The 19,270-nt window shown below is 45.1% G+C and carries 17 protein-coding genes; 14 read left to right on the top strand and 3 right to left on the bottom strand.

Features of this window, described 5'->3' with window-relative positions; translation table 11 throughout:
• Positions 1–76 precede the first annotated feature (76 nt).
• The 3 genes from purR (at position 77) to HF966_RS01595 (ending at position 2,862) form a co-directional block, all read left to right on the top strand.
• Entirely contained in the window at positions 77–910 is an 834-nt protein-coding gene (purR, locus tag HF966_RS01605) for a pur operon repressor (RefSeq protein ID WP_168675925.1), read from the top strand.
• Positions 911–917: 7 nt separating this feature from the next.
• Entirely contained in the window at positions 918–2,291 is a 1,374-nt protein-coding gene (gene glmU / locus HF966_RS01600; RefSeq protein ID WP_168675924.1) for a bifunctional UDP-N-acetylglucosamine diphosphorylase/glucosamine-1-phosphate N-acetyltransferase GlmU, read from the top strand.
• Positions 2,292–2,388: 97 nt separating this feature from the next.
• Positions 2,389–2,862, top strand: coding sequence for a hypothetical protein (locus HF966_RS01595; protein WP_168676138.1), 474 nt, complete (start codon positions 2,389–2,391; stop codon positions 2,860–2,862).
• Here the strand turns inward: HF966_RS01595 and HF966_RS01590 are convergent.
• On the bottom strand, positions 2,859–3,116 hold the full coding sequence (locus HF966_RS01590; RefSeq protein ID WP_168675923.1) for a hypothetical protein: 258 nt from the start codon (positions 3,114–3,116) through the stop codon (positions 2,859–2,861). The genes HF966_RS01595 and HF966_RS01590 overlap by 4 nt on opposite strands.
• 373 nt (positions 3,117–3,489) lie before the next feature.
• Here HF966_RS01590 and HF966_RS01585 point away from each other — a divergent pair, with 373 nt between their 5' ends.
• The 3 genes from HF966_RS01585 to holA all read left to right on the top strand — a co-directional run bounded on the left by HF966_RS01585 (position 3,490) and on the right by holA (position 7,371).
• Complete coding sequence (locus HF966_RS01585) at positions 3,490–4,116, top strand: helix-hairpin-helix domain-containing protein (protein ID WP_168675922.1); 627 nt, start codon at positions 3,490–3,492, stop codon at positions 4,114–4,116.
• Between the two features lie 74 nt (positions 4,117–4,190).
• The gene (locus tag HF966_RS01580; RefSeq protein ID WP_247594538.1) at positions 4,191–6,410 is read left to right on the top strand and encodes a DNA internalization-related competence protein ComEC/Rec2; all 2,220 of its coding nucleotides are present in this window, start codon (positions 4,191–4,193) and stop codon (positions 6,408–6,410) included.
• A complete protein-coding gene (gene holA / locus HF966_RS01575) occupies positions 6,373–7,371 on the top strand; it encodes a DNA polymerase III subunit delta (RefSeq protein ID WP_168675920.1) in 999 nt (332 codons plus the stop codon). Before HF966_RS01580 ends, holA begins: the two co-directional genes overlap by 38 nt.
• Positions 7,372–7,408: 37 nt before the next feature.
• On the opposite strand, the gene rpsT is transcribed toward holA, so the two are convergent.
• Complete coding sequence (rpsT, locus tag HF966_RS01570) at positions 7,409–7,660, bottom strand: 30S ribosomal protein S20 (RefSeq protein WP_168675919.1); 252 nt, start codon at positions 7,658–7,660, stop codon at positions 7,409–7,411.
• Between the two features lie 52 nt (positions 7,661–7,712).
• Positions 7,713–7,982, bottom strand: a complete 270-nt coding sequence (gene rpsO / locus HF966_RS01565) for a 30S ribosomal protein S15 (RefSeq protein WP_004902545.1) — start codon at positions 7,980–7,982, stop codon at positions 7,713–7,715.
• Between the two features lie 229 nt (positions 7,983–8,211).
• Here rpsO and gatC point away from each other — a divergent pair, with 229 nt between their 5' ends.
• The 8 genes from gatC (at position 8,212) to obgE (ending at position 19,212) form a co-directional block, all read left to right on the top strand.
• The gene (gatC, locus tag HF966_RS01560) at positions 8,212–8,520 is read left to right on the top strand and encodes an Asp-tRNA(Asn)/Glu-tRNA(Gln) amidotransferase subunit GatC (protein WP_168675918.1); all 309 of its coding nucleotides are present in this window, start codon (positions 8,212–8,214) and stop codon (positions 8,518–8,520) included.
• Between the two features lie 2 nt (positions 8,521–8,522).
• Complete coding sequence (gene gatA, locus HF966_RS01555) at positions 8,523–9,995, top strand: Asp-tRNA(Asn)/Glu-tRNA(Gln) amidotransferase subunit GatA (RefSeq protein WP_168675917.1); 1,473 nt, start codon at positions 8,523–8,525, stop codon at positions 9,993–9,995.
• A 45-nt stretch (positions 9,996–10,040) separates the two neighbouring features.
• Complete coding sequence (gene gatB / locus HF966_RS01550) at positions 10,041–11,480, top strand: Asp-tRNA(Asn)/Glu-tRNA(Gln) amidotransferase subunit GatB (RefSeq protein ID WP_168675916.1); 1,440 nt, start codon at positions 10,041–10,043, stop codon at positions 11,478–11,480.
• Between the two features lie 132 nt (positions 11,481–11,612).
• Positions 11,613–12,602, top strand: a complete 990-nt coding sequence (locus tag HF966_RS01545) for a diacylglycerol kinase family lipid kinase (RefSeq protein ID WP_168675915.1) — start codon at positions 11,613–11,615, stop codon at positions 12,600–12,602.
• Positions 12,603–12,655: 53 nt separating this feature from the next.
• Positions 12,656–14,050 carry a 23S rRNA (uracil(1939)-C(5))-methyltransferase RlmD gene (rlmD, locus tag HF966_RS01540; protein WP_168675914.1) on the top strand — a complete coding sequence of 465 codons (1,395 nt, stop codon included), beginning with the start codon at positions 12,656–12,658 and terminating at the stop codon, positions 14,048–14,050.
• Positions 14,051–14,236: 186 nt separating this feature from the next.
• Complete coding sequence (gene pyrG, locus HF966_RS01535) at positions 14,237–15,853, top strand: CTP synthase (RefSeq protein ID WP_168675913.1); 1,617 nt, start codon at positions 14,237–14,239, stop codon at positions 15,851–15,853.
• Between the two features lie 73 nt (positions 15,854–15,926).
• The gene (gene uvrC, locus HF966_RS01530; RefSeq protein WP_168675912.1) at positions 15,927–17,720 is read left to right on the top strand and encodes an excinuclease ABC subunit UvrC; all 1,794 of its coding nucleotides are present in this window, start codon (positions 15,927–15,929) and stop codon (positions 17,718–17,720) included.
• Positions 17,721–17,892: 172 nt separating this feature from the next.
• Positions 17,893–19,212 carry a GTPase ObgE gene (gene obgE, locus HF966_RS01525; RefSeq protein WP_168675911.1) on the top strand — a complete coding sequence of 440 codons (1,320 nt, stop codon included), beginning with the start codon at positions 17,893–17,895 and terminating at the stop codon, positions 19,210–19,212.
• The last annotated feature ends 58 nt before the right edge of the window (positions 19,213–19,270 follow it).

Here is a 19,270-nt window from a genome sequence, read left to right as displayed (position 1 = left end):
AATAGATGTTATAATTATTGTTAAATACTGATAAAGGAGAATATGTGCTAAGTTCGTTTTAGCACGAAAATATATTATGAAAACACGCCGTTCAGATCGACTTGTTGATATGGCTCGTTATATGCTAGAACGTCCACGGACATTGATTTCTTTGTCTTACTTTGCCAAGCGCTACGATTCAGCAAAATCATCTATTTCAGAGGATCTATCAATTTTAAAGCGGACGTTCCAAGAACGTGGGACAGGGTTACTTGAAACCGTACCAGGTGCTGCAGGTGGCGCACGCTTTGTGCCATATATGGCAGAAGATGAAGCTAAAACATTTATCGAATCTATTCGTCAGGACGTTGACGACGAAACTCGTGTTTTGCCAGGTGGCTACGTCTATTTATCTGATCTATTAGGCCGGCCTGATATTTTGCGACAAGCTGGTCGTTTAATTGCCACGCAATACTTGCGTGATAATATTGATGCGGTCATGACAGCGGCAACAAAAGGAGTGCCTTTGGCGCAAGCCGTGGCTGAACAACTCAATGTGCCATTTGTGATTGTCCGAGACGATGCCAAAGTGACTGAAGGGCCAACAGTTTCGGTGAATTATTTGACAGGTTCATCTAAACGTGTTGAAAAAATGGAATTGTCACGACGCTCATTACGGACAGGGTCACGTGTCTTAATTGTGGATGACTTTATGAAAGCTGGCGGCACGATTCAAGGGATGCAAACTTTGGTTAGTGAATTTGACGGGACGGTTGTTGGGACTGCTGTCTTTGCCGAAGGCCGTTCAGCAACGCGGTTGCTAGATCGTTTCACATCGTTGTTACATGTGGATACTAATTTGAAGAATGGGGCACCAATTTTGGTGACTGCTGGGAACTATTTAGAAGAGATATACAAGCACGAGGCGTAAGTTTTTTATGAATGACGAAGTAAATGTATTGGTTTTAGCGGCCGGGCATGGGTCGCGTATGCGTTCGACAACCCCAAAGGTGTTACATCGTGTTGCTGGGCAAACGATGATTGACTGGGTACTAGATGCGGTTGCCCCACTAACAGATAAACGGCCAATTACCGTCATTGGTGTGGGTGCGGAAAGCGTACAAGCCCATGTGGGCGAACGGAGTAACTTTGTGTTGCAACAAGAACAGCTTGGTACTGGTCATGCTGTTCAACAAGCACAACCCCAATTAGCAGATAGTCTGGGTGTGACCTTGATTATGTCAGGCGATACGCCAATGTTTCGTTCTGAAACGCTAATTGAATTTATCCAAGCGCATCAAAATTCTAAAAATGCCGTGACGGTACTTACAGCGATTGCAGATGATCCGACAGGTTATGGCCGAATTGTACGTGCGGATGATGATACGGTACTCAAAATTGTCGAACAAAAAGATGCCAGTGTGACAGAACGACGGATTCAAGAAATTAACACTGGCGTTTATGTCTTTGATAATCAGTTGCTTTTTGAAGCCCTATCACAGGTCAAAAATAACAATGCCCAAGGGGAATATTATTTGCCTGATACATTGGATATCTTGAGGCAATCAGGACATCAAATTGGGGCGCACACCCTACAAGATTTTACAGAATCATTGGGCGTGAATGATCGTGTTGCCTTGGCTGTTGCAAATCGGGTGATGCACGAACGCATCAATCATGGGTTAATGGTTGCCGGTGTGGAGTTAATTGATCCTGCCAATACCTACATTGATGCTAAAGTGACGATTGGTTCAGATACAGTCATTGAAGGTGGCGTGACGATTTTAGGACACACCCACATTGGCCAGGATAACGTCATTACCCAAGGTTCACGGATTCAAGATAGCCAAATTGGCGATCGCAATGTCATTACGGCCTCGCATCTTGAGTCAGCCGTTTTGGCGGATGATGTGACGGTTGGGCCATATGCGCATTTGCGGCCGAAGGCCAACTTGGGTAACGCGGTTCATGTGGGCAACTTTGTGGAAGTTAAGCAAGCGACTTTGGCTGCCAATACTAAGGCTGGTCATCTGACTTATATTGGCAATGCGACAGTTGGTGAAGCAGTGAATATTGGTGCCGGGACAATTTTTGTCAACTATGATGGTGTGAACAAGTTCAATACCACCGTTGGGGATCGTGCCTTTATCGGCTCAAATACAAAGCTTGTAGCGCCGGTGGTGATTGCTGACGAGGCCATCACCGCTGCAGGATCAACAATTACTGCAGATATTCCCAAGCATGCCATGGGAATTGCTCGGAGTCGCCAAGTGAATAAGGTGGATTTTTGGGATCGGATGCCACATCAATAATTTCAAAGAAAAAACGTCCAGAGAAGTGGGAGATTACCCCGAAATGCTGGACGTTTTTTATGATAAGATAGAACTATTAAAATTTTGAGGGCAAATGATGCAAATAACTGGTGAACAAGCGTTAGCACATCTTACAGCACAGGATAGCGATACGTTAAATCTAACGCAAACAGATCACGAACAAATTGCTTTAGATGATCTCTTTGCTGCTTTAGATGATCATATTGCTGACACAAATTTGATGCATATTGCGTTAACGATTAATGGTGGCGTTACTGAAGGCGGGACCACGTTGACATTAGAAACCAATGTCATCAACTTGCCACAACGGTATACGAACCAATTGAATAAGCTGATTTGGCCAGATAAAACAGATTATGAAGTCAATCTTTACATGATCATTGAAAATCCTGAAGTGAGCCAATCGCAACTTAAAATTGCGCTGGCCAGTTCAGTTGCTGCATATGTGGATGACCCTGAAAGCGTGAAACAAAAGATTTCGACTTGGTTTGATACGCAGTTTCAAGCTATTTTAACCCAGCAGGCAGCTGACGCGTCGGCTGAGGACTAAACTTGGCGGATAATTTTTCCGGTGACCCGCAGGGTTTGCGCATCGAATTGACAAGTAAAATCTAAGACATGTGCCGCAGTAGTGCTTTTAACGCCATCCAGTTGGCCTAGGTCATATGTCTCAATGACGTAGGCGGCCAGTTGGTGGGGTGTGTCGCCATAAAAATCTGGCACCATGAGATCTTCAAGGGCTAGTCGGGTTGGATTGGCTAAGCGACCAATCGCGTGTTTTTCAAGTTGTGTTAATTTAATCATAGTCTTATTATAGCAGGTTATGCTGAAAGACACTTATTGGCTGAATAAAAAAGCTTGACGGTGTGTTGGTAAATGTGATAAGATATTTCTATGCGATGAGTCGAAGCGCTTGAAACATTAGCGCCGAAGGCGGCCTGCTGTGTTCAATCACACATCTCGTATAGATGCAGGTGTTAATGGTGGTTGTGGAACCCCATTATCTCACCTTGACTAACAGTGCTTGCACTGAGGTGACGCGACTTTGTTATTGGCGTGACAACCAATGACCGCCCGTAAGAGCGCATCTTACATGCCAAACTAACACCTAACTTCGGTTAGGTGTTTTTTAGTGCTTTTAATGCTATTGACGTATGATGCATGAAAAGGAGTGGGCATGATCGAACAATTTGAACAGTTTAAATCAACATGGCTTGCACATCGACGCTGGCTTGTCGTGGGGTTGTTAGTCGCTGGTGTGTGCTTGCTATTTTTTGCCGTGACGAGGCAGCCTACTAAAACGATACCACAACCACAACAAAGTGCCAGCCAAGCAAGTCAGCCAAAACAAGCACAAAACACGCGCGCAACTAATGATAAGATCTTAATTGATATTAAAGGTGCTGTTAAACGGCCAGGGGTTTATGAAGTCAGCCAGCAGCCACGGCTGCAAGCTGTGATTGCGCAAGCCGGCGGATTGACTGAACAGGCAGACAGCTTACAAATTAACTTGGCACAAAAATTAACTGACGGCCAAATGATTTATGTCCCAGAAAAAGGTGAAACGGGGCCAGTGACAGGTGCCGGAGGTCAGAATCAATCGGCGAATCAAGCAAAGGTCAATTTGAATACGGCAACGGTCGATGAACTCCAAATGCTGGAAGGCATTGGGGAGAAAAAAGCCGAGCAAATCATTGCGTATCGACAAACCAATGGCGGGTTTAAACAAATAACAGACTTAAAGGCTGTCTCAGGCATTGGTGAAAAACGATTTGAAACCCTCAAAGATAAGCTGACGGTATAATGACGAGCCGTGATTTATTACATGTGAGTCTGTGTATTGCCGCTGTGAGCGGGTGTATTTACCGCTTTAATCCAATGACAGTAACACTGTGCTTGCTGATGGGGATTGTTTATTTCAGGCAAGTATCATTTCGTCGCGTGATGCTATTACTTTTCCTGGGTCTGCCAATGGTTAGTTATTTTAGCTGGGATGCCCACCGATTGTTGCAGCAGGCACACAATACAACGCGTACCAGCACCTATATTTCCGGTCGTTTATTGCCAGATGATCTGACTGTTGATGGTGAGTGGTTACGCGGGACATGCCAACTGGCTGGCAGTGGTGAAAAAGTCCGTTTTATCTTTCAAATCCACACGGAGCAAGCACAGAAGCAATGGCTGAGTTTTGACCGCGTCAGTCAGTTTAGCGGCCAAGGTGTGAAAACGCGGCTTATGCCAGCAACGAATTTTAATCAGTTTGACCCGCAAGATTATTTTGCGACGCAAAGCATCACCCATCAGATTAAGTTTTCAACTTTAGTCCTAACCCAGCCAGCGAAAAAACCGTTTTGGCAACAGGTTGGCGATCAACTACACAATTGGCATGCCCAAGCCATGGCGAACGCGGCCAAATTACCAGCACCGTTAGGTGAGTATGCGCAAGCTTTGATTTTGGGCGCCCCGCCAAAGGCATTTTATAACCAAAATCCTGGGGTGCAAACACTTGGCTTGGTCCATCTCTTTAGTGTGTCTGGCTTTCAAGTGACTTATTTGTTACTAGCACTGATAGCGATTCTCAGGCGGTTATGGTGTCCACAAGAAGTCACTGTGGCCGTCGGAATAGTTGCGTTATTAGCTTATTTTATTTTTACTGGCGCACCCGGTATATTGGTGCGGGCCGTCATCGCTGGGATTTTTCGCTTAGGTGGCGCTTTGGGTTGGCGTCGGTGTCCGCCTGAAGCGGTGTGGGCCATTAGTTTACTCGGGAGTTTAATTTATCAACCTGCCATTTTATTGACGTTAGGTGGGCAATTATCTTTTGTTTTGACATTTTGCCTGTTATTTTCAGCGCAATTGACGTTTTGGCAAACAAATCTTTGGCTTAGCCTAGTGAGTTTTGTCCTGCTGACAGCCCAACAATTCACTTGGCACCTTTTACAGACGTTAGCGAATTGTTTAGCCATCCCTTTGTTTAGTGTGCTCATTGTCCCGTGCGTTTTGATTGGCTGGTTGGGGCAGGACGTTGTCGCTGTCTCAAGGCTGATGAATGTCATTATCGCGACGTTTGCCAAGGCGGTTGATTGGCTTGCCCAACTGCCAGGACAAGTCATTATTGGCAAACTGCCATGGTGGGTCACGCTGGTGTTATTGTTATTGGCGCTTATGAGTTTTGTCCCATACAAAAGCATGGCTCAGAGGGTGCGGTGGTTGTGGTTCGTGATGTTACTTATTGCCATGGTTGGTGTGAAGTATCCGTTACGGGGTGAATTAACGACGTTTGATATTGGGCAAGGGGATGCCGCGCTTTTGCGGACGCCACTGAATCGGTCGGTCACTTTGATTGATACTGGTGGGGCACCGCAGTTTGCTAAGAAAAAACCTTGGCAACAGACCCTACGCAACCGCACAGCTGGAGAAACTGTCATTGTGAATTATCTTCATAGTCTTGGGATTAGCCGTGTGGATAATTTAGTATTAACGCATCAAGATACGGATCATATTGGTTATGCCAAAGTGATTTTAGAAAAGTTGGTGGTCACGCGCGTGATTGTGCCAGCGGGGATGCAACAACAGGCTGCCTTTAAGCGGGAAATCCAACCTTTTTTAAGACAGGCACAAGTGATCGAAGTCACAGCCGGCGCGCAGGTACCCAATTTTCCTTTTGCAATTTTACATCCAACCACGTCTGGTCAAGCTAAAAATGAAGATAGTCTCGCCTTGTGGTGTCGACTCGGCGGCCAAAATATTTTCACAGCTGGTGATCTCGATCAAGCTGGGGAAGCTAGCGTGGCTGCGCAATATCCAAAGTTAGCCGTGGATATTATGAAACTTGGTCATCATGGCTCAAAAACGGCGACCAATCCAGACGTTATCGCGCGTTGGCAGCCAAAAGTGGTATTGATATCAGCGGGGCGTGATAACCGGTATCACCATCCCCATGCCGAAACTTTAAAAACCATGCAAGAAAATCATTTGGCCAGCTTTAACACGCAAACAAATGGTATGATTAGATACAGTTATTTTGGAGAAAAAGGACGTTTTGAGGTTAAAGTGCCAAATGAATCTGCAACAATTACAACAACAAATACAAAATGATGCCTTAGCCAATTTCTATGTCGTGATTGGTGATGAACCAACGTTGATTCAACGGGCACGAACGGCTTTTAAGACCCTGATTCAACTAGAAGACGTTGACATGAATTTAAGCCAGTTTGATTTGGCCACGCAAGGTGTTGATGTGTTATTAAATGATGCGATGTCGATGCCGTTTTTTGGCGGTCATCGGGTGATTTTGGTCGACAATCCAGAATTTTTAACTGCAAAAGGCAAAGTTTCTGATCAGGAGCAAAAGCAGCTCACGCAATTATTAAGCCAGCCAGTCAGTGAAAATATTGTTGTTTTCTTTATCAATGATTTAAAAGTTGATAAGCGAAAAAAACTCACCAAGGCCTTGCTGCAAGCAGCCGAGCATATTGACTTGCCAGCTTTAAATGAACAACAAGCCAAGCAAGCTATCACTCAGCAATTGACGCAACGAAGTTACCACATTACGCCCGATGCGATGCAAGAATTACTTTTACGCACGAATGCACAGTATTCAGCGATGACCAATGAGTTGCCGAAGTTAATCGCTTATGCAGCCAAAGATAAACAGATTACCCTGATTGCCGTGTCTGCATTAGTGCCTAAAACACTGACGGCAACGGTGTTTGACCTTGTTGACGCTGTGATGACGCGACAAGCTAAAAAAGCCCTCACGATTTATCGCGATTTGCTGCAAAGTGGTGAGCCAGCGCTGCGAATTAACGCAGTATTAACTGGGCAATTTCGGTTACTTTTACAAATTGCTGGCATGACTGGCACGGATCAAGTCATTGGTCAAACACTCGGTGTCCATCCATATCGGGTGAAGTTAGCCAAGAACATGCTGCGGCAGTATCATTTGCCAACTTTGCGTGCTGGATATTTAGGCATGGTAGACATTGAGATTAAATTAAAGTCGACGACGCAAGCACCTGACTTATTCTTTGAACGGTTTATCTTAAAAAGCGCATAAAAAAACACCTTGGAACTATTTCCAAGGTGTTTTTAAATTACTTGACGTACTTTGCCAAACGTGACTTTTCACGTGAAGCCTTGTTCTTCTTGATCAAACCCTTTGAGTGGGCGCGATCAATTGCAGAAGAAGCAGTCTTGTATAATTCTGCCAAATTGTCTTCACCAGCAGCTGAAGCTTTTTCAAAACGCTTAACAGCTGTACGGTAAGCACTGATTTGAGGTTCGTTACGATCGTGTTGCTTTTTCGTAAGACGAACACGTTGAATTGCTGATTCAATAACAGGCATATGTCTTTTCTCCTTAAATTTGATACGAGGTTTTCAAGTAATCTTAAAAAGATTAACGACGCAAACCTAAGCGTTGGATCAATTCACGATAACGTTGAATATCAGTGTTGCGGAGGTAACGTAACAAGTTACGACGGCTACCGATCTTCTTCATCAAACCACGTTGTGAGTGGAAATCATGCTTGTGAGCTGCCATGTGTACGTTCAACTCGTTAATATCAGCAGTCAAAACTGCGATTTGTACTTCAGCTGAACCTGTATCGCCTTCGTGGCGAGCATATTCCTTGATGATTTCGTTCTTACGTTCTTGTGTAAGGGCCATAATCATATCCACCTTTCTAAAATGTCGCCAAGAACTGTGTGAAGCGACGGTGAGACGCTAAACAAAGTAGTTGGTCACGTTGTTTATACAACAAATTCAATTATACGCCAATGTTTTTAAAATGCAAGCGAAGGGAGCGCTTGACTTATGGTAGAATAAATAAGTATATATGAAGTGTTGATTGTGCAGCAAAATGCGGGACATGACGCATGTTTAAAGGAGTAAGTAAATGTCTGAAACAACGATTTCAAAAGAAGAAGTTGCGCACGTTGCTCATTTGGCTAAATTAGCATTTGACGATGCCGAATTAGAACAATTTACAACGCAATTGGGAGACATCTTAAATATTTTTGACACGCTTGGCGAAGTGGATACAACGGCGGTTGAACCGACGTATTCGGTCACTGAAAATGTCAATCATTTGCGCCAAGATGTCGCTGAAAATTGGCACCAAAAACAAGCACTGTTAGACAATGCACCTGAGTCGGCAGCGGGATTGATTAAAGTGCCAGCAATTTTGGATGGCGAAGGAGAGTAATCATGACGTTTAACTTTTTTGATAATGACCTCACAACTTTGCATGACAAGCTAGCTGCCAAAGAGATGACGGCAGTCGAACTGACACAAGCAACGTTGGATAACGTGGCCCAAGTTGATCCCCAACTTGAGGCATTTATTATGACTAATCCAGAAGCCGCTTTGGCACAGGCCAAAGCAGTGGATGACAAACAAGACTTTACCCAAACCTTAGCCGGTGTCCCATTAGCTTTGAAAGACAATTTGGCAACTGAAGGGATTCAAACCACGGGTGCATCACACATCTTAGAAGGGTTTAAGCCTGTATATAATGCAACAGTTGTTGATAAGTTGCAAGCGGCTGGCGCGATTTCTGTTGGGAAGACGAACATGGATGAGTTTGCCATGGGTGGGTCAACAGAAACGTCATATTATAAGACAACAGCAAATGCGTGGGATCAAACAAAGGTCCCTGGTGGGTCATCTGGTGGGTCAGCCGCAGCAGTTGCAGCTGGTTTAGTACCATTTACTTTGGGATCAGATACGGGTGGTTCAATTCGCCAACCAGCTGCTTTTAACGGCATTGTTGGGCTTAAGCCAACATATGGTCGTGTGTCACGTTGGGGCTTGTTTGCCATGGCGTCATCATTGGATCAAATTGGGCCGTTTACACGCACGGTCAAAGATAATGCGTTGGTCTTAAATGCCATTTCAGGTTTTGATGCCAAAGATTCAACGTCATCTGAACGTGAAGTACCCGATTTCACAGCGAAATTAACGGGTGATGTCAAAGGCTTGAAAATCGCCGTACCAAAGGAATACTTTGGTGAAGGGATTGATCCAAAGGTTGCCAGCACGGTGAAAGCTGCGATTGCGCAACTAGAAGCCCTTGGTGCAACAGTGGATGAAGTCAGCTTACCCCACACAAAATATGGTGTGGCGGCTTATTATATCATCATGTCTTCTGAAGCATCATCTAACGTGCAGCGTTATGACGGTGTGCGTTACGGCTTCCGCGCTGACGATGTGAAGAACTTGGAAGAACTCTACATTAAGACGCGTTCAGAAGGGTTCGGTGATGAAGTGAAGCGCCGGATTATGCTGGGCACATTTTCATTGTCAGCCGGTGCTTACGATGCGTTCTTTAAGAAAGCCGCTAAAATCCGGACGTTGTTGATTGAAGACTTTAACAAAGTGTTTGCTGATTATGATGTGATTGTGGGACCAACAGCGCCAACGGTAGCTTATGGTTTGGGTGAAGAAGTGGATGATCCCACAGCCATGTATTTGGCTGACGTCTTGACCATTCCAGTGAATTTGGCTGGTTTGCCTGGTATGTCTGTTAATGCTGGATTTGTTGACGGGTTGCCGGTTGGGTTGCAAATTATTGGCCGCCCATTTGACGAAGCGACCGTTTATCAGACAGGTTATGCTTTTGAACAAACGAGTCGTTTGTTTGAACAAAAGCCAGCCATTGCAAAGCACACATTAAGCTAAGAGGGAGGAACAACGTTCACCTGAAAAGATGAACGGATGAAAATTATGGGAACAGGAAATTTTGAAACAACGATTGGTCTTGAAGTCCACGTTGAAATGCAAACAAACTCAAAGCTGATGTCACCATCCCCAGTCCATTATGGTGACGAACCCAACGAAAATACCAATGTGATTGACTTTGGGTACCCAGGTGTTTTGCCCGTGGCGAACAAAGGCGCTTTGGAATTCGGGATGCGGGCGGCATTGGCGTTGCATGCGACAGTATCACCATTTATTCGTTGGGATCGTAAGAACTACTTCTATCCTGATAATCCAAAGGCCTATCAGACAACCCAATCACAGACGCCCTTGGGCACAAATGGGTACTTGGATGTGCAACTTGAAGATGGTTGCGTCAAGCGTGTGCGCATCAAAGAATTACATGTCGAAGAAGATGCCGGAAAAAACACCCACGGGACAGATGGCTATTCTTATGTTGATTTGAACCGTCAGGGCACACCATTGATTGAAATTGTGTCAGAAGCTGATATTGCATCACCTGAAGAAGCCTATGCTTACCTGGAACAACTCCGTCAGACAATTTTGTTTACGGGTATTTCTGAAGCCAAGATGCAAGAAGGTCAGATGCGTGCCGACGTTAACATTTCATTGCGACCTTATGGTTCTGATCAATATGGAACCAAGGTTGAAATGAAGAACATCAACTCATTTAACTACGTGCGTAACGCGCTGTACTTTGAAGAAAAGCGCCAAGCCGAAGTGCTGCGCGCTGGTGGTGTGATTCAACAAGAAACTCGACGTTATAACGAGCCAACCAAGTCAACTATTTTGATGCGTGTTAAAGAAGGGGCAGATGATTACCGTTATTTCCCAGAACCTGACTTGGCACCGGTCGTCATTGATCAGGCTTGGATTGACAAGGTGGCGGCTGAATTGCCAAAATCTGCTGCTGAACGACAACACGACTACGTCACGAATTTGGGCATTGAACCTTATGACGCCGAAGTGTTGACACAGACATTGGCGATGGCGAATTTCTATGATGCGACAGTGGTAGCTGGTGCGGATGCTAAACGGGCAGCGAACTACTTAATTGGTGATGTGAATGCCTACATGAACAAGCACCAAGTCGAATTGTCAGAGACGCAATTGACGCCAGAACATTTGGCCGGCATGATTCGCTTGATTGAATCTGGCACGATTTCAACCAAACAAGCCAAGCAAGTATTTGAAGCAATTATGACTGGCGAAGAGCCAGAAGCCTTTGCCAAAAAGCATGGCTTGGTGCAAATTAGTGACCCAGCCGTCTTGCTAGAATGGATTACAACGGTGTTGGATGCCAACCCACAATCAATTGAAGACTTTAAGGGTGGCAAAGATCGGGCAACCGGCTTCTTAATTGGGCAATTGATGAAGATGTCTAAGGGACAAGCTAACCCTGGCATCATGAACAAAATGTTACTAGAAGAATTAGCAAAGCGTTAATTTTGCAACACAAAAAACTGGTTTATCAGTGATAACAGGCGTTGGCCTGTGTACATAAGTTTTTAAGAAAGGATCGTGTCAGCACGGCAACGTGTGAGGTAACGTGTTAAACACCGTTACGCACAAGCGAACATGAGAGCAAGAATTATTTACAACCCAACATCTGGCCGGGAGGCCATTAAACGTGAAATGTTGGATATTTTGCAAGTTTATGAATCAGCAGGGTACGAAACTTCCGCCTTTGCCACGACGCCAGAGCCGATGTCAGCCGCTAAAGAAGCCAAGCGTGCAGCGGAAGCGGGGTTTGACTTAATTGTTGCAGCCGGTGGTGATGGTACGATTAATGAAGTGGTCAATGGCTTAGCGCCTTTGGAAAAGCGACCAATGATGGCCGTGATTCCAGCGGGGACGACCAATGATTATGCACGTGCTTTGAAGTTGCCACGGGATGAACCTTTGGAAGCTGCCAAAGTCATTTTGCAGCATGAAACGATTAAGATGGATATTGGCGAAATCGACCAAGCCGGGCAAGCAAAGTATTTCATGAATATTGCGGCCTTGGGCACGATTAGTGAAGTCACTTATGCAGTCCCTTCGTTGATGAAATCCTTGTATGGTTATTTAGCCTATTTGGTGAAAGGGACAGAACTCATCACGCGGATTAAGCCAGTTAATGCGCGGGTCACCTATGATGATGGTGAATATTCTGGCAAAATTTCGATGATTTTTCTGGCCTTAACCAATTCAGTTGGCGGCTTTGAGTCAATTGTGCCAGATGCGAAATTAGATGATGGTAAGTTCACGCTCCTGATTATCAAAGAATCCAACTTGGGCCAAATTTTGCAAATGGTGGCCCAAATGTTAAATGGCGGCAAACATGTGGATAACCCACAAATGATTTATAAAAAGACCAATAAAGTTGAAATCACGCCATTGGATGACGATCAATTGAAGGTTAATTTGGATGGTGAATATGGCGGGGATGCCCCCATGTTATTCACGGATCTCCAGCAACACATTGAGTTTGTGGCCAACCGTTCCGACATGCCAGAGGCGGCAACGATTTCTGACCAAACAAAGCAACAATTTATGGCGGACGTCGAAAAACTCGACGTTAAATAATGTGACATGACAGTGCGTATCAAAAGGCGCAACAAGAAAGTGAGCGAAATGCTATGGCCAAAGCCAATCGGGTTTATCCCCAAAAAGCCCCTGTAACTAAGAACCAAGAAGTCGAAGGGGAAGTTGTCGACATTACTTATCAAGGGATGGGCGTCGTTAAAATTGATAACTTCCCAATCTTTGTGGTGGATGCCATTCCTGGCGAAGTTGTCCGGCTTGGTATTACCAAAGTGCAAAAGAATTTTGCCTTTGGTCGTGTGATCAAGCGGCTGCAAGAATCACCTAACCGTGTGCAAAATGCCAATCAAATTGCCATTACAACAGGCATTGCCCCATTGGCAAATTTGAAATATGCCGCCCAACTCGAATTCAAGCAACGTCAAGTGGCCCAACTCTTTAAAAAAGTTAACCTTGACGTCGAAGTCAGCCCAACCATTGGGATGGCTGACCCAACCAAGTATCGTAACAAGGCCCAAGTGCCAGTGCAAACCATCAACGGTCAGTTAGAAACTGGTTTTTATCGTCGTGGGTCGCACAACCTCGTGCCTGTGGAAGATTTTTACATTCAAGATCCAAAGGTTGATGAAGCCGTGACGGTCACGCGTGATATTTTGCGAGACCTTGGGTTATCAGCCTATGATGAAAAGACTAAAAAAGGTGTGGTTCGCCACATTATGGCCCGTCGCGGTTATTACTCCCACGAATTGATGGTGGTAATCGTGACCAACACCAAGCGCCTACCGGAAGCAGAAGAAATTGCCACGCGATTGCGGGCAAAACTCCCTGAATTAAAGAGTTTTATCCACAATATTAATCATGATGATACCAATGTGATTATGGGACAATGGAACGAAACCATTTGGGGTGCTGATGACATTCACGACCAATTGATGGGCAAAGATTTCGTAATCGGGCCGAACTCGTTTTACCAAGTAAACCCACAAACGACGGCCACACTTTACACATTGGCGGCCGAAAAAGCTGGCTTGAAGCCAACGGATATTGCGGTTGATGCTTATTCAGGTATCGGGACGATTACGTTGTCAATTGCAGACAAGGTGAAGCATGTTTATGGCGTTGAAGTCGTTGAAAACGCGGTGGCTGATGCCGAACAAAACGCCCGTAACAACCAGATTGACAACGTGACTTTTGTCACGGCTGATGCGCCAGAACAAATGGTCGCTTGGGCAGCGGAGGGGTTGCAGCCCAATGTGGTCTTTGTGGATCCACCCCGTAAAGGGTTGACGGCGGAATTGATTTCAGCCGTAGCTGCAATGGCACCGGAAACATTTGTTTACATCAGCTGCAACCCAGCCACTTTGGCGCGTGATGCGGTGCAAATTTTGGCAGAAGGCTTTGAAATTGAGGGTGCGGTGCAACCATTAGATCAATTCCCGCAAACAACTCACGTTGAAACCATCACGGTTTTCAAGCGAGTGAAAGCCTAAATAGTTCACGAATTGAAAAAAGGGGCAAATGTTTGACAAACATACCCGAACTCTGTATTATATATTAGGGCTCCCATTTATTGGGACAGACGTTAAAAGCTCCCAAGTTTAGCTTGGGAGTTTTTCTATTTTATTTCTACCCCTGAATCGTTGCAGGCGCCCAGCGCTAAATCATGAGGAGGCATCATGGCAGATAAACAAGTAAAGTACATTTTCGTCACAGGTGGTGTGGTATCATCTCTGGGAAAAGGTATTGTTGCGGCATCACTTGGCCGCTTATTGAAGAATCGCGGCTTGAAACTAGCGATTCAAAAGTTGGACCCTTACATCAACATTGATCCAGGCACCATGTCACCTTACCAACACGGTGAAACCTTTGTGACGGGGGATGGCCTTGAAACTGATTTGGACATGGGTCATTATGAACGTTTCATGGATATTAACACCAACATGTATTCAAACGTGACGACGGGGCGGATTTATTCAGAAGTCTTGGCCAAGGAACGTCGCGGTGACTATAACGGTGGCACAGTGCAAGTGATTCCACACATCACAGATGCGATTAAAGACAAGATGAAAAAGGCAGCGGAATCAACGGATGCCGATGTTGTGATCGTCGAAGTTGGTGGGACAGTTGGTGATATTGAAAGTTTGCCATTTATCGAAGCTTTGCGTCAAATGAAGTCTGATCTTGGCAATGATAATGTCTTCTACATTCACACGAGCTTGATTGTTTACTTAACAGCCGCTGGTGAAGCTAAAACTAAGCCAACGCAACATTCGGTGGCACAATTGCGTTCATTAGGTATTCAACCAGATATGATCGTCTTGCGTACTTCTGAACCGTTGGAAGATGGTTTGAAGCAAAAGATTTCAACCTTTACGGATGTCAATGCCAATGCGGTAATTGAATCACGTGACGTAGAATCATTGTATGACATTCCAATGAACTTGCAAGCGCAAGGCATGGATGATGTCGTTTTGGAAAAGTTACAGATTGATGCACCAAAGGCTGACATGACAGCATGGACTGCCATGGTGGATCACATCAAGCATCCAAAGAAGACCGTCAATATTGCTTTAGTTGGTAAGTATACAGATTTGCCAGATGCGTATATTTCAGTTAATGAAGCCTTAAAGCATGCCGGTTATGCCCAAGATGCTGAAGTCAACATTAACCACATTAAGTCCGAAACAGTCACAGCTGAAAACGTGCAAGCATTGCTGGCCGATGCTGATGGTGTGATGGTACCTGGTGGCTTTGGGGCTCGTGGAACCGAAGGTAAAATTCAAGCGATTCGTTTTGCTCGGGAAACGAACACACCATTCTTGGGTGTTTGCTTGGGGATGCAGTTGGCTTCTGTTGAATTTGCCCGTCATGTCTTGGGTTATGCAGATGCCAACTCAACTGAATTAGCACCAAACACGCAAGCACCAATTATTGATTTGATGAAGGATCAAGAAAACGTGGAAAATCTTGGTGGGACATTGCGTTTGGGCCTTTACCCAGCCATGTTAAAGCAAGGCACACTAACAGCTAAGGCTTACGGCGATGTTGAAGAAGTTGAACAACGTCACCGTCACCGTTATGAATTTAACACAAAGTTCCGTGACGAATTTGAAAAGGCGGGCATGGTCTTTGCGGCAACCTCTCCAGATAATCGTTTGATGGAAGTGATTGAATATCCAAAGAATGATTTCTTCGTTGCGGCCCAATACCACCCAGAATTCCTCTCACGTCCTGATCGTCCCGAAGGTTTGTACCATGACTTTGTTGGGGCAGCCTTACAACACGAAGCTTAATCAAAAACAAAACACGCGAACGCGTGTTTTTATTTTCGACCAAATTATTGGCCTGGCTTGGTATAATAAAAATATGTTAGCAAATCCATCTCAACACATTGAACAAAAACTCGCGTTACTGCCAGCAGAACCCGGGTCATATCAAATGAAAGACCAAAATGGCAAAATTATCTATGTGGGTAAGGCCAAAAATTTGAAAAACCGCGTCCGGTCGTACTTTAAACAAGATCACACGGGAAAAACGGCGGAATTGGTTCAAAACATTGTGGATTTTGATTATATCGTGACCAATTCTGACAAAGAAGCCTTTTTGTTAGAAAACGAACTGATCAAAAAATACAAACCTTACTATAACATTCGACTGAAGTATGGGACGGGCTATCCATACATTAAAATTACCAAAGAACGTGATCCCAAAATGGCGATGGTCAACGAAGTGAAAAAAGATGGTGGTTTTTATTTTGGCCCCTATCCGAACGTGTTTGCCGCCCAAGAAACGTTGCGCTTTTTAGAGAAAAACTATCCCTTGCGTCGCTGCAATGGGTTCCAAGGTCGGCCTTGCCTGTATTATAATATGGGACAATGTTTGGGCGCTTGTTGGCATGAAGTGCCAGAGGCTGAGTATACCGCGCAAGTGGACCGGATTAAGCGCTTTTTGGACGGTGATACGGCAGCCGTTAAGAAAACAATCGCTAAAAAGATGGCGGCTGCGGCAGAGACGTTAGCTTTTGAACAAGCAGCTGACCTCCGTGATCAGTTGAAATATATTGATGAAACAGTCGAAAGTCAGCGGGTGTTGTCAAAAGATACGACACCGCGTGACTTATTTAATTATCATTTGGATAAAGGTTGGATGACAGTGGCAGTCTTTTTCCTTCGTCAAGCGCGGCTGATTAGGCAATATAAGCAGACATTTTCGGTGGTGGGTTCCGCTGATGAAGAAATGATGAATTTTATTCAACAGTTTTATGCCCAGCGTAACATCCAAAAACCAAATGAAGTCCTAGTGCCCAAAGGGATTGATACCACGGCACTGGCCGAAGTATTGGGGGTGCCGGTGCGGACACCAGTGCGTGGCGAAAAGCGTGATTTGCTAGATTTGGCGCAGAAAAATGCGCGGATTGCACTAGAGGAAAAGTTCCGTCTGATGCAACTCAATGAGAAGAAAACCACCGGTGCCATGCGCGAAATTACCGATGCCTTGCATATTCCCATGGGACACCGGATTGAGGCTTTTGATCATTCGCACACCCAAGGGGTTGAAATTGTCAGTGCCATGGTGGTATTTGAAGATGGTGTCCCAAATAAAGACCTGTATCGCAAGTATAAAATTAAGTCCGTGGACCATGCGGATGAATGGGCGGAAACGCAAGAGGTTATTCGTCGGCGTTATTCACGCCTGTTAAAAGAAGGTGGCGACATGCCAGATTTGATTTTAATGGATGGCGGCGAAATTCAGCTTCATGCGGCCAAAGAAGTATTGGTCGACGAATTAGGCTTAACGCATGTCCCGCTGGCGGCCATGGTTAAAAATGATAAGCATAAAACAGCGGATTTGATTGATGGACATACTGGTGAGGTTGTGACCTTTGGTAAACAATCAGAGGGTTTCTTCTTGATTCAACGCGTGCAAGAAGAAGTGCATCGTTTTGCCGTGAGTTTTCATCGGCAACTTCGTAGCAAAAACACTTTGGCTTCAAGACTGGATACGATTGATGGTGTTGGCCCAAAAACGCGCCAAAAACTGCTGCGAGAATTTGGTTCGCTGCCTAAAATCGCATCAGCCTCAATTGCTGAGTTACAAGCGATTGGCATTAACGAAAAATTAGCCCGAGTGATTCATTTAAGTTTACAATCGGGGGCGTGATGCACAGCGTAAAAGTCGCATGTCAGCCCTTTTTATGGTAAACTAGAGTATTAAAATATCGCAAGCTTACGCTGTAAGCAGACAAGGAGAAAGGGCGCCACGCATCTGACAGACCAAGGAAATTTAAGCTGGTTGGTTCAAGGTGAGGTAACGTGTTGCGCGCAATAAGACTATGGCATTTGTAGATCAAGCAGAAATTGAAGTAAAAGCCGGAAAAGGGGGCGACGGTATTGTATCGTTCCGTCATGAAAAATTTGTCGCCATGGGCGGCCCTTTTGGTGGTGACGGTGGTCACGGTGGCTCAATTATTTTTAAAGTCGATGAAGGGTTACGCACGTTGATGGATTTCCGGTATAACCGGCATTTTAAAGCTCAACCCGGCGGTAATGGTGGCACAAAAGGCATGACGGGCGCATCATCTGATGACCGCTATATTAAAGTTCCCCAAGGCACGACGGTGAGAGATGCCGATACTGGTGAAATACTCGGGGACCTACTTGAAAATGGGCAAGAGCTTGTTGTGGCCAAGGGTGGCCGTGGTGGTCGCGGGAACATTCATTTTGCCACACCAGCTAACCCAGCACCAGAATTGTCGGAAAACGGCGAGCCAGGTGAAATTCGGAATTTGAAGCTTGAATTGAAAGTCTTAGCTGATGTTGGTTTGGTAGGTTTCCCATCAGCTGGGAAATCAACATTGCTTTCCGTTGTTTCCAATGCAAAGCCTAAAGTAGCCGCTTATCATTTTACAACGTTAGCGCCCAACATCGGCATGGTCCGTTTACCAGATGAACGTGATTTCGTCATGGCCGATTTACCAGGACTAATTGAAGGTGCGGCACAAGGTGTTGGCTTGGGATTCCAATTCTTACGCCACGTTGAACGCACAAAAGTTGTGTTGCACTTAGTGGACATGTCAGGTATTGAAGGCACAGATCCATACACACAATACCGTAAGATTTTGGATGAGTTACAACAATATGATGAGACGATTTTGGATCGCCCACAAATTGTTGTGCCAACCAAGATGGATATGCCAGACTCAGCAGAGCATCTGATTGCCTTCAAGCAATCGGTCGCTGAAGAATCAGGCTTGCCAACACCACCACAAATCGTGCCGATTTCGGCGTTGACGCGCGATGGGGTCCAAGAACTGATGCGCTTAACGGCCGATACGTTGGCAACAGCGCCAGCACCAGAAAGTTATCGTCCAGTTGTTGAGGCCGCACCGACTGAAAAGACGTATGACTTTAAGCCAGAAAAGCATGACTTCACCATTGCATGGTCTGATGAGTCAGAGCAATGGATTGTGGGCGGTGCAGAAGTTGAAAAGTTGTTCTTGATGACGAATATTCAACGAGATGCGACCATTATGCGTTTTGGGCGTCAATTGCGCCACATGGGTGTGGATGATGCCTTACGTGCTGCGGGGGCCAAAGATGGGGATGATGTCCGCATCAATAATTCTGATTTCGTCTTTGAATTTAGTGATTAAATTAAAAGTTATCCGGTTGGATAACTTTTTTTTCATGACAAAAACAACTTTGTGAAAG

This window comes from Leuconostoc holzapfelii, from assembly GCF_012396485.1.
Taxonomy (GTDB): Bacteria; Bacillota; Bacilli; order Lactobacillales; family Lactobacillaceae; genus Leuconostoc; species Leuconostoc holzapfelii.
The sequence above is the reverse complement of the archived record's forward strand: the minus strand, read 5'-3'. Positions and strand labels throughout refer to the sequence as shown.

Excerpts from the sequence above, each read along its gene's own strand:
- HF966_RS01585 (WP_168675922.1), top strand. The coding sequence starts at position 3,490 with ATGATCGAACAATTTGAACAGTTTAAATCAACATGGCTTGCACATCGA.
- glmU (WP_168675924.1), top strand. The coding sequence starts at position 918 with ATGAATGACGAAGTAAATGTATTGGTTTTAGCGGCCGGGCATGGGTCG.
- rlmD (WP_168675914.1), top strand. The coding sequence starts at position 12,656 with ATGGCCAAAGCCAATCGGGTTTATCCCCAAAAAGCCCCTGTAACTAAG.
- rpsO (WP_004902545.1), bottom strand. The coding sequence starts at position 7,982 with ATGGCCCTTACACAAGAACGTAAGAACGAAATCATCAAGGAATATGCT.
- HF966_RS01545 (WP_168675915.1), top strand. The coding sequence starts at position 11,613 with ATGAGAGCAAGAATTATTTACAACCCAACATCTGGCCGGGAGGCCATT.
- gatC (WP_168675918.1), top strand. The coding sequence starts at position 8,212 with ATGTCTGAAACAACGATTTCAAAAGAAGAAGTTGCGCACGTTGCTCAT.
- rpsT (WP_168675919.1), bottom strand. The coding sequence starts at position 7,660 with ATGCCTGTTATTGAATCAGCAATTCAACGTGTTCGTCTTACGAAAAAG.
- gatB (WP_168675916.1), top strand. The coding sequence starts at position 10,041 with ATGGGAACAGGAAATTTTGAAACAACGATTGGTCTTGAAGTCCACGTT.
- obgE (WP_168675911.1), top strand. The coding sequence starts at position 17,893 with ATGGCATTTGTAGATCAAGCAGAAATTGAAGTAAAAGCCGGAAAAGGG.
- HF966_RS01590 (WP_168675923.1), bottom strand. The coding sequence starts at position 3,116 with ATGATTAAATTAACACAACTTGAAAAACACGCGATTGGTCGCTTAGCC.
- holA (WP_168675920.1), top strand. The coding sequence starts at position 6,373 with ATGAATCTGCAACAATTACAACAACAAATACAAAATGATGCCTTAGCC.
- HF966_RS01580 (WP_247594538.1), top strand. The coding sequence starts at position 4,191 with ATGACAGTAACACTGTGCTTGCTGATGGGGATTGTTTATTTCAGGCAA.
- gatA (WP_168675917.1), top strand. The coding sequence starts at position 8,523 with ATGACGTTTAACTTTTTTGATAATGACCTCACAACTTTGCATGACAAG.
- HF966_RS01595 (WP_168676138.1), top strand. The coding sequence starts at position 2,389 with ATGCAAATAACTGGTGAACAAGCGTTAGCACATCTTACAGCACAGGAT.
- pyrG (WP_168675913.1), top strand. The coding sequence starts at position 14,237 with ATGGCAGATAAACAAGTAAAGTACATTTTCGTCACAGGTGGTGTGGTA.
- purR (WP_168675925.1), top strand. The coding sequence starts at position 77 with ATGAAAACACGCCGTTCAGATCGACTTGTTGATATGGCTCGTTATATG.
- uvrC (WP_168675912.1), top strand. The coding sequence starts at position 15,927 with ATGTTAGCAAATCCATCTCAACACATTGAACAAAAACTCGCGTTACTG.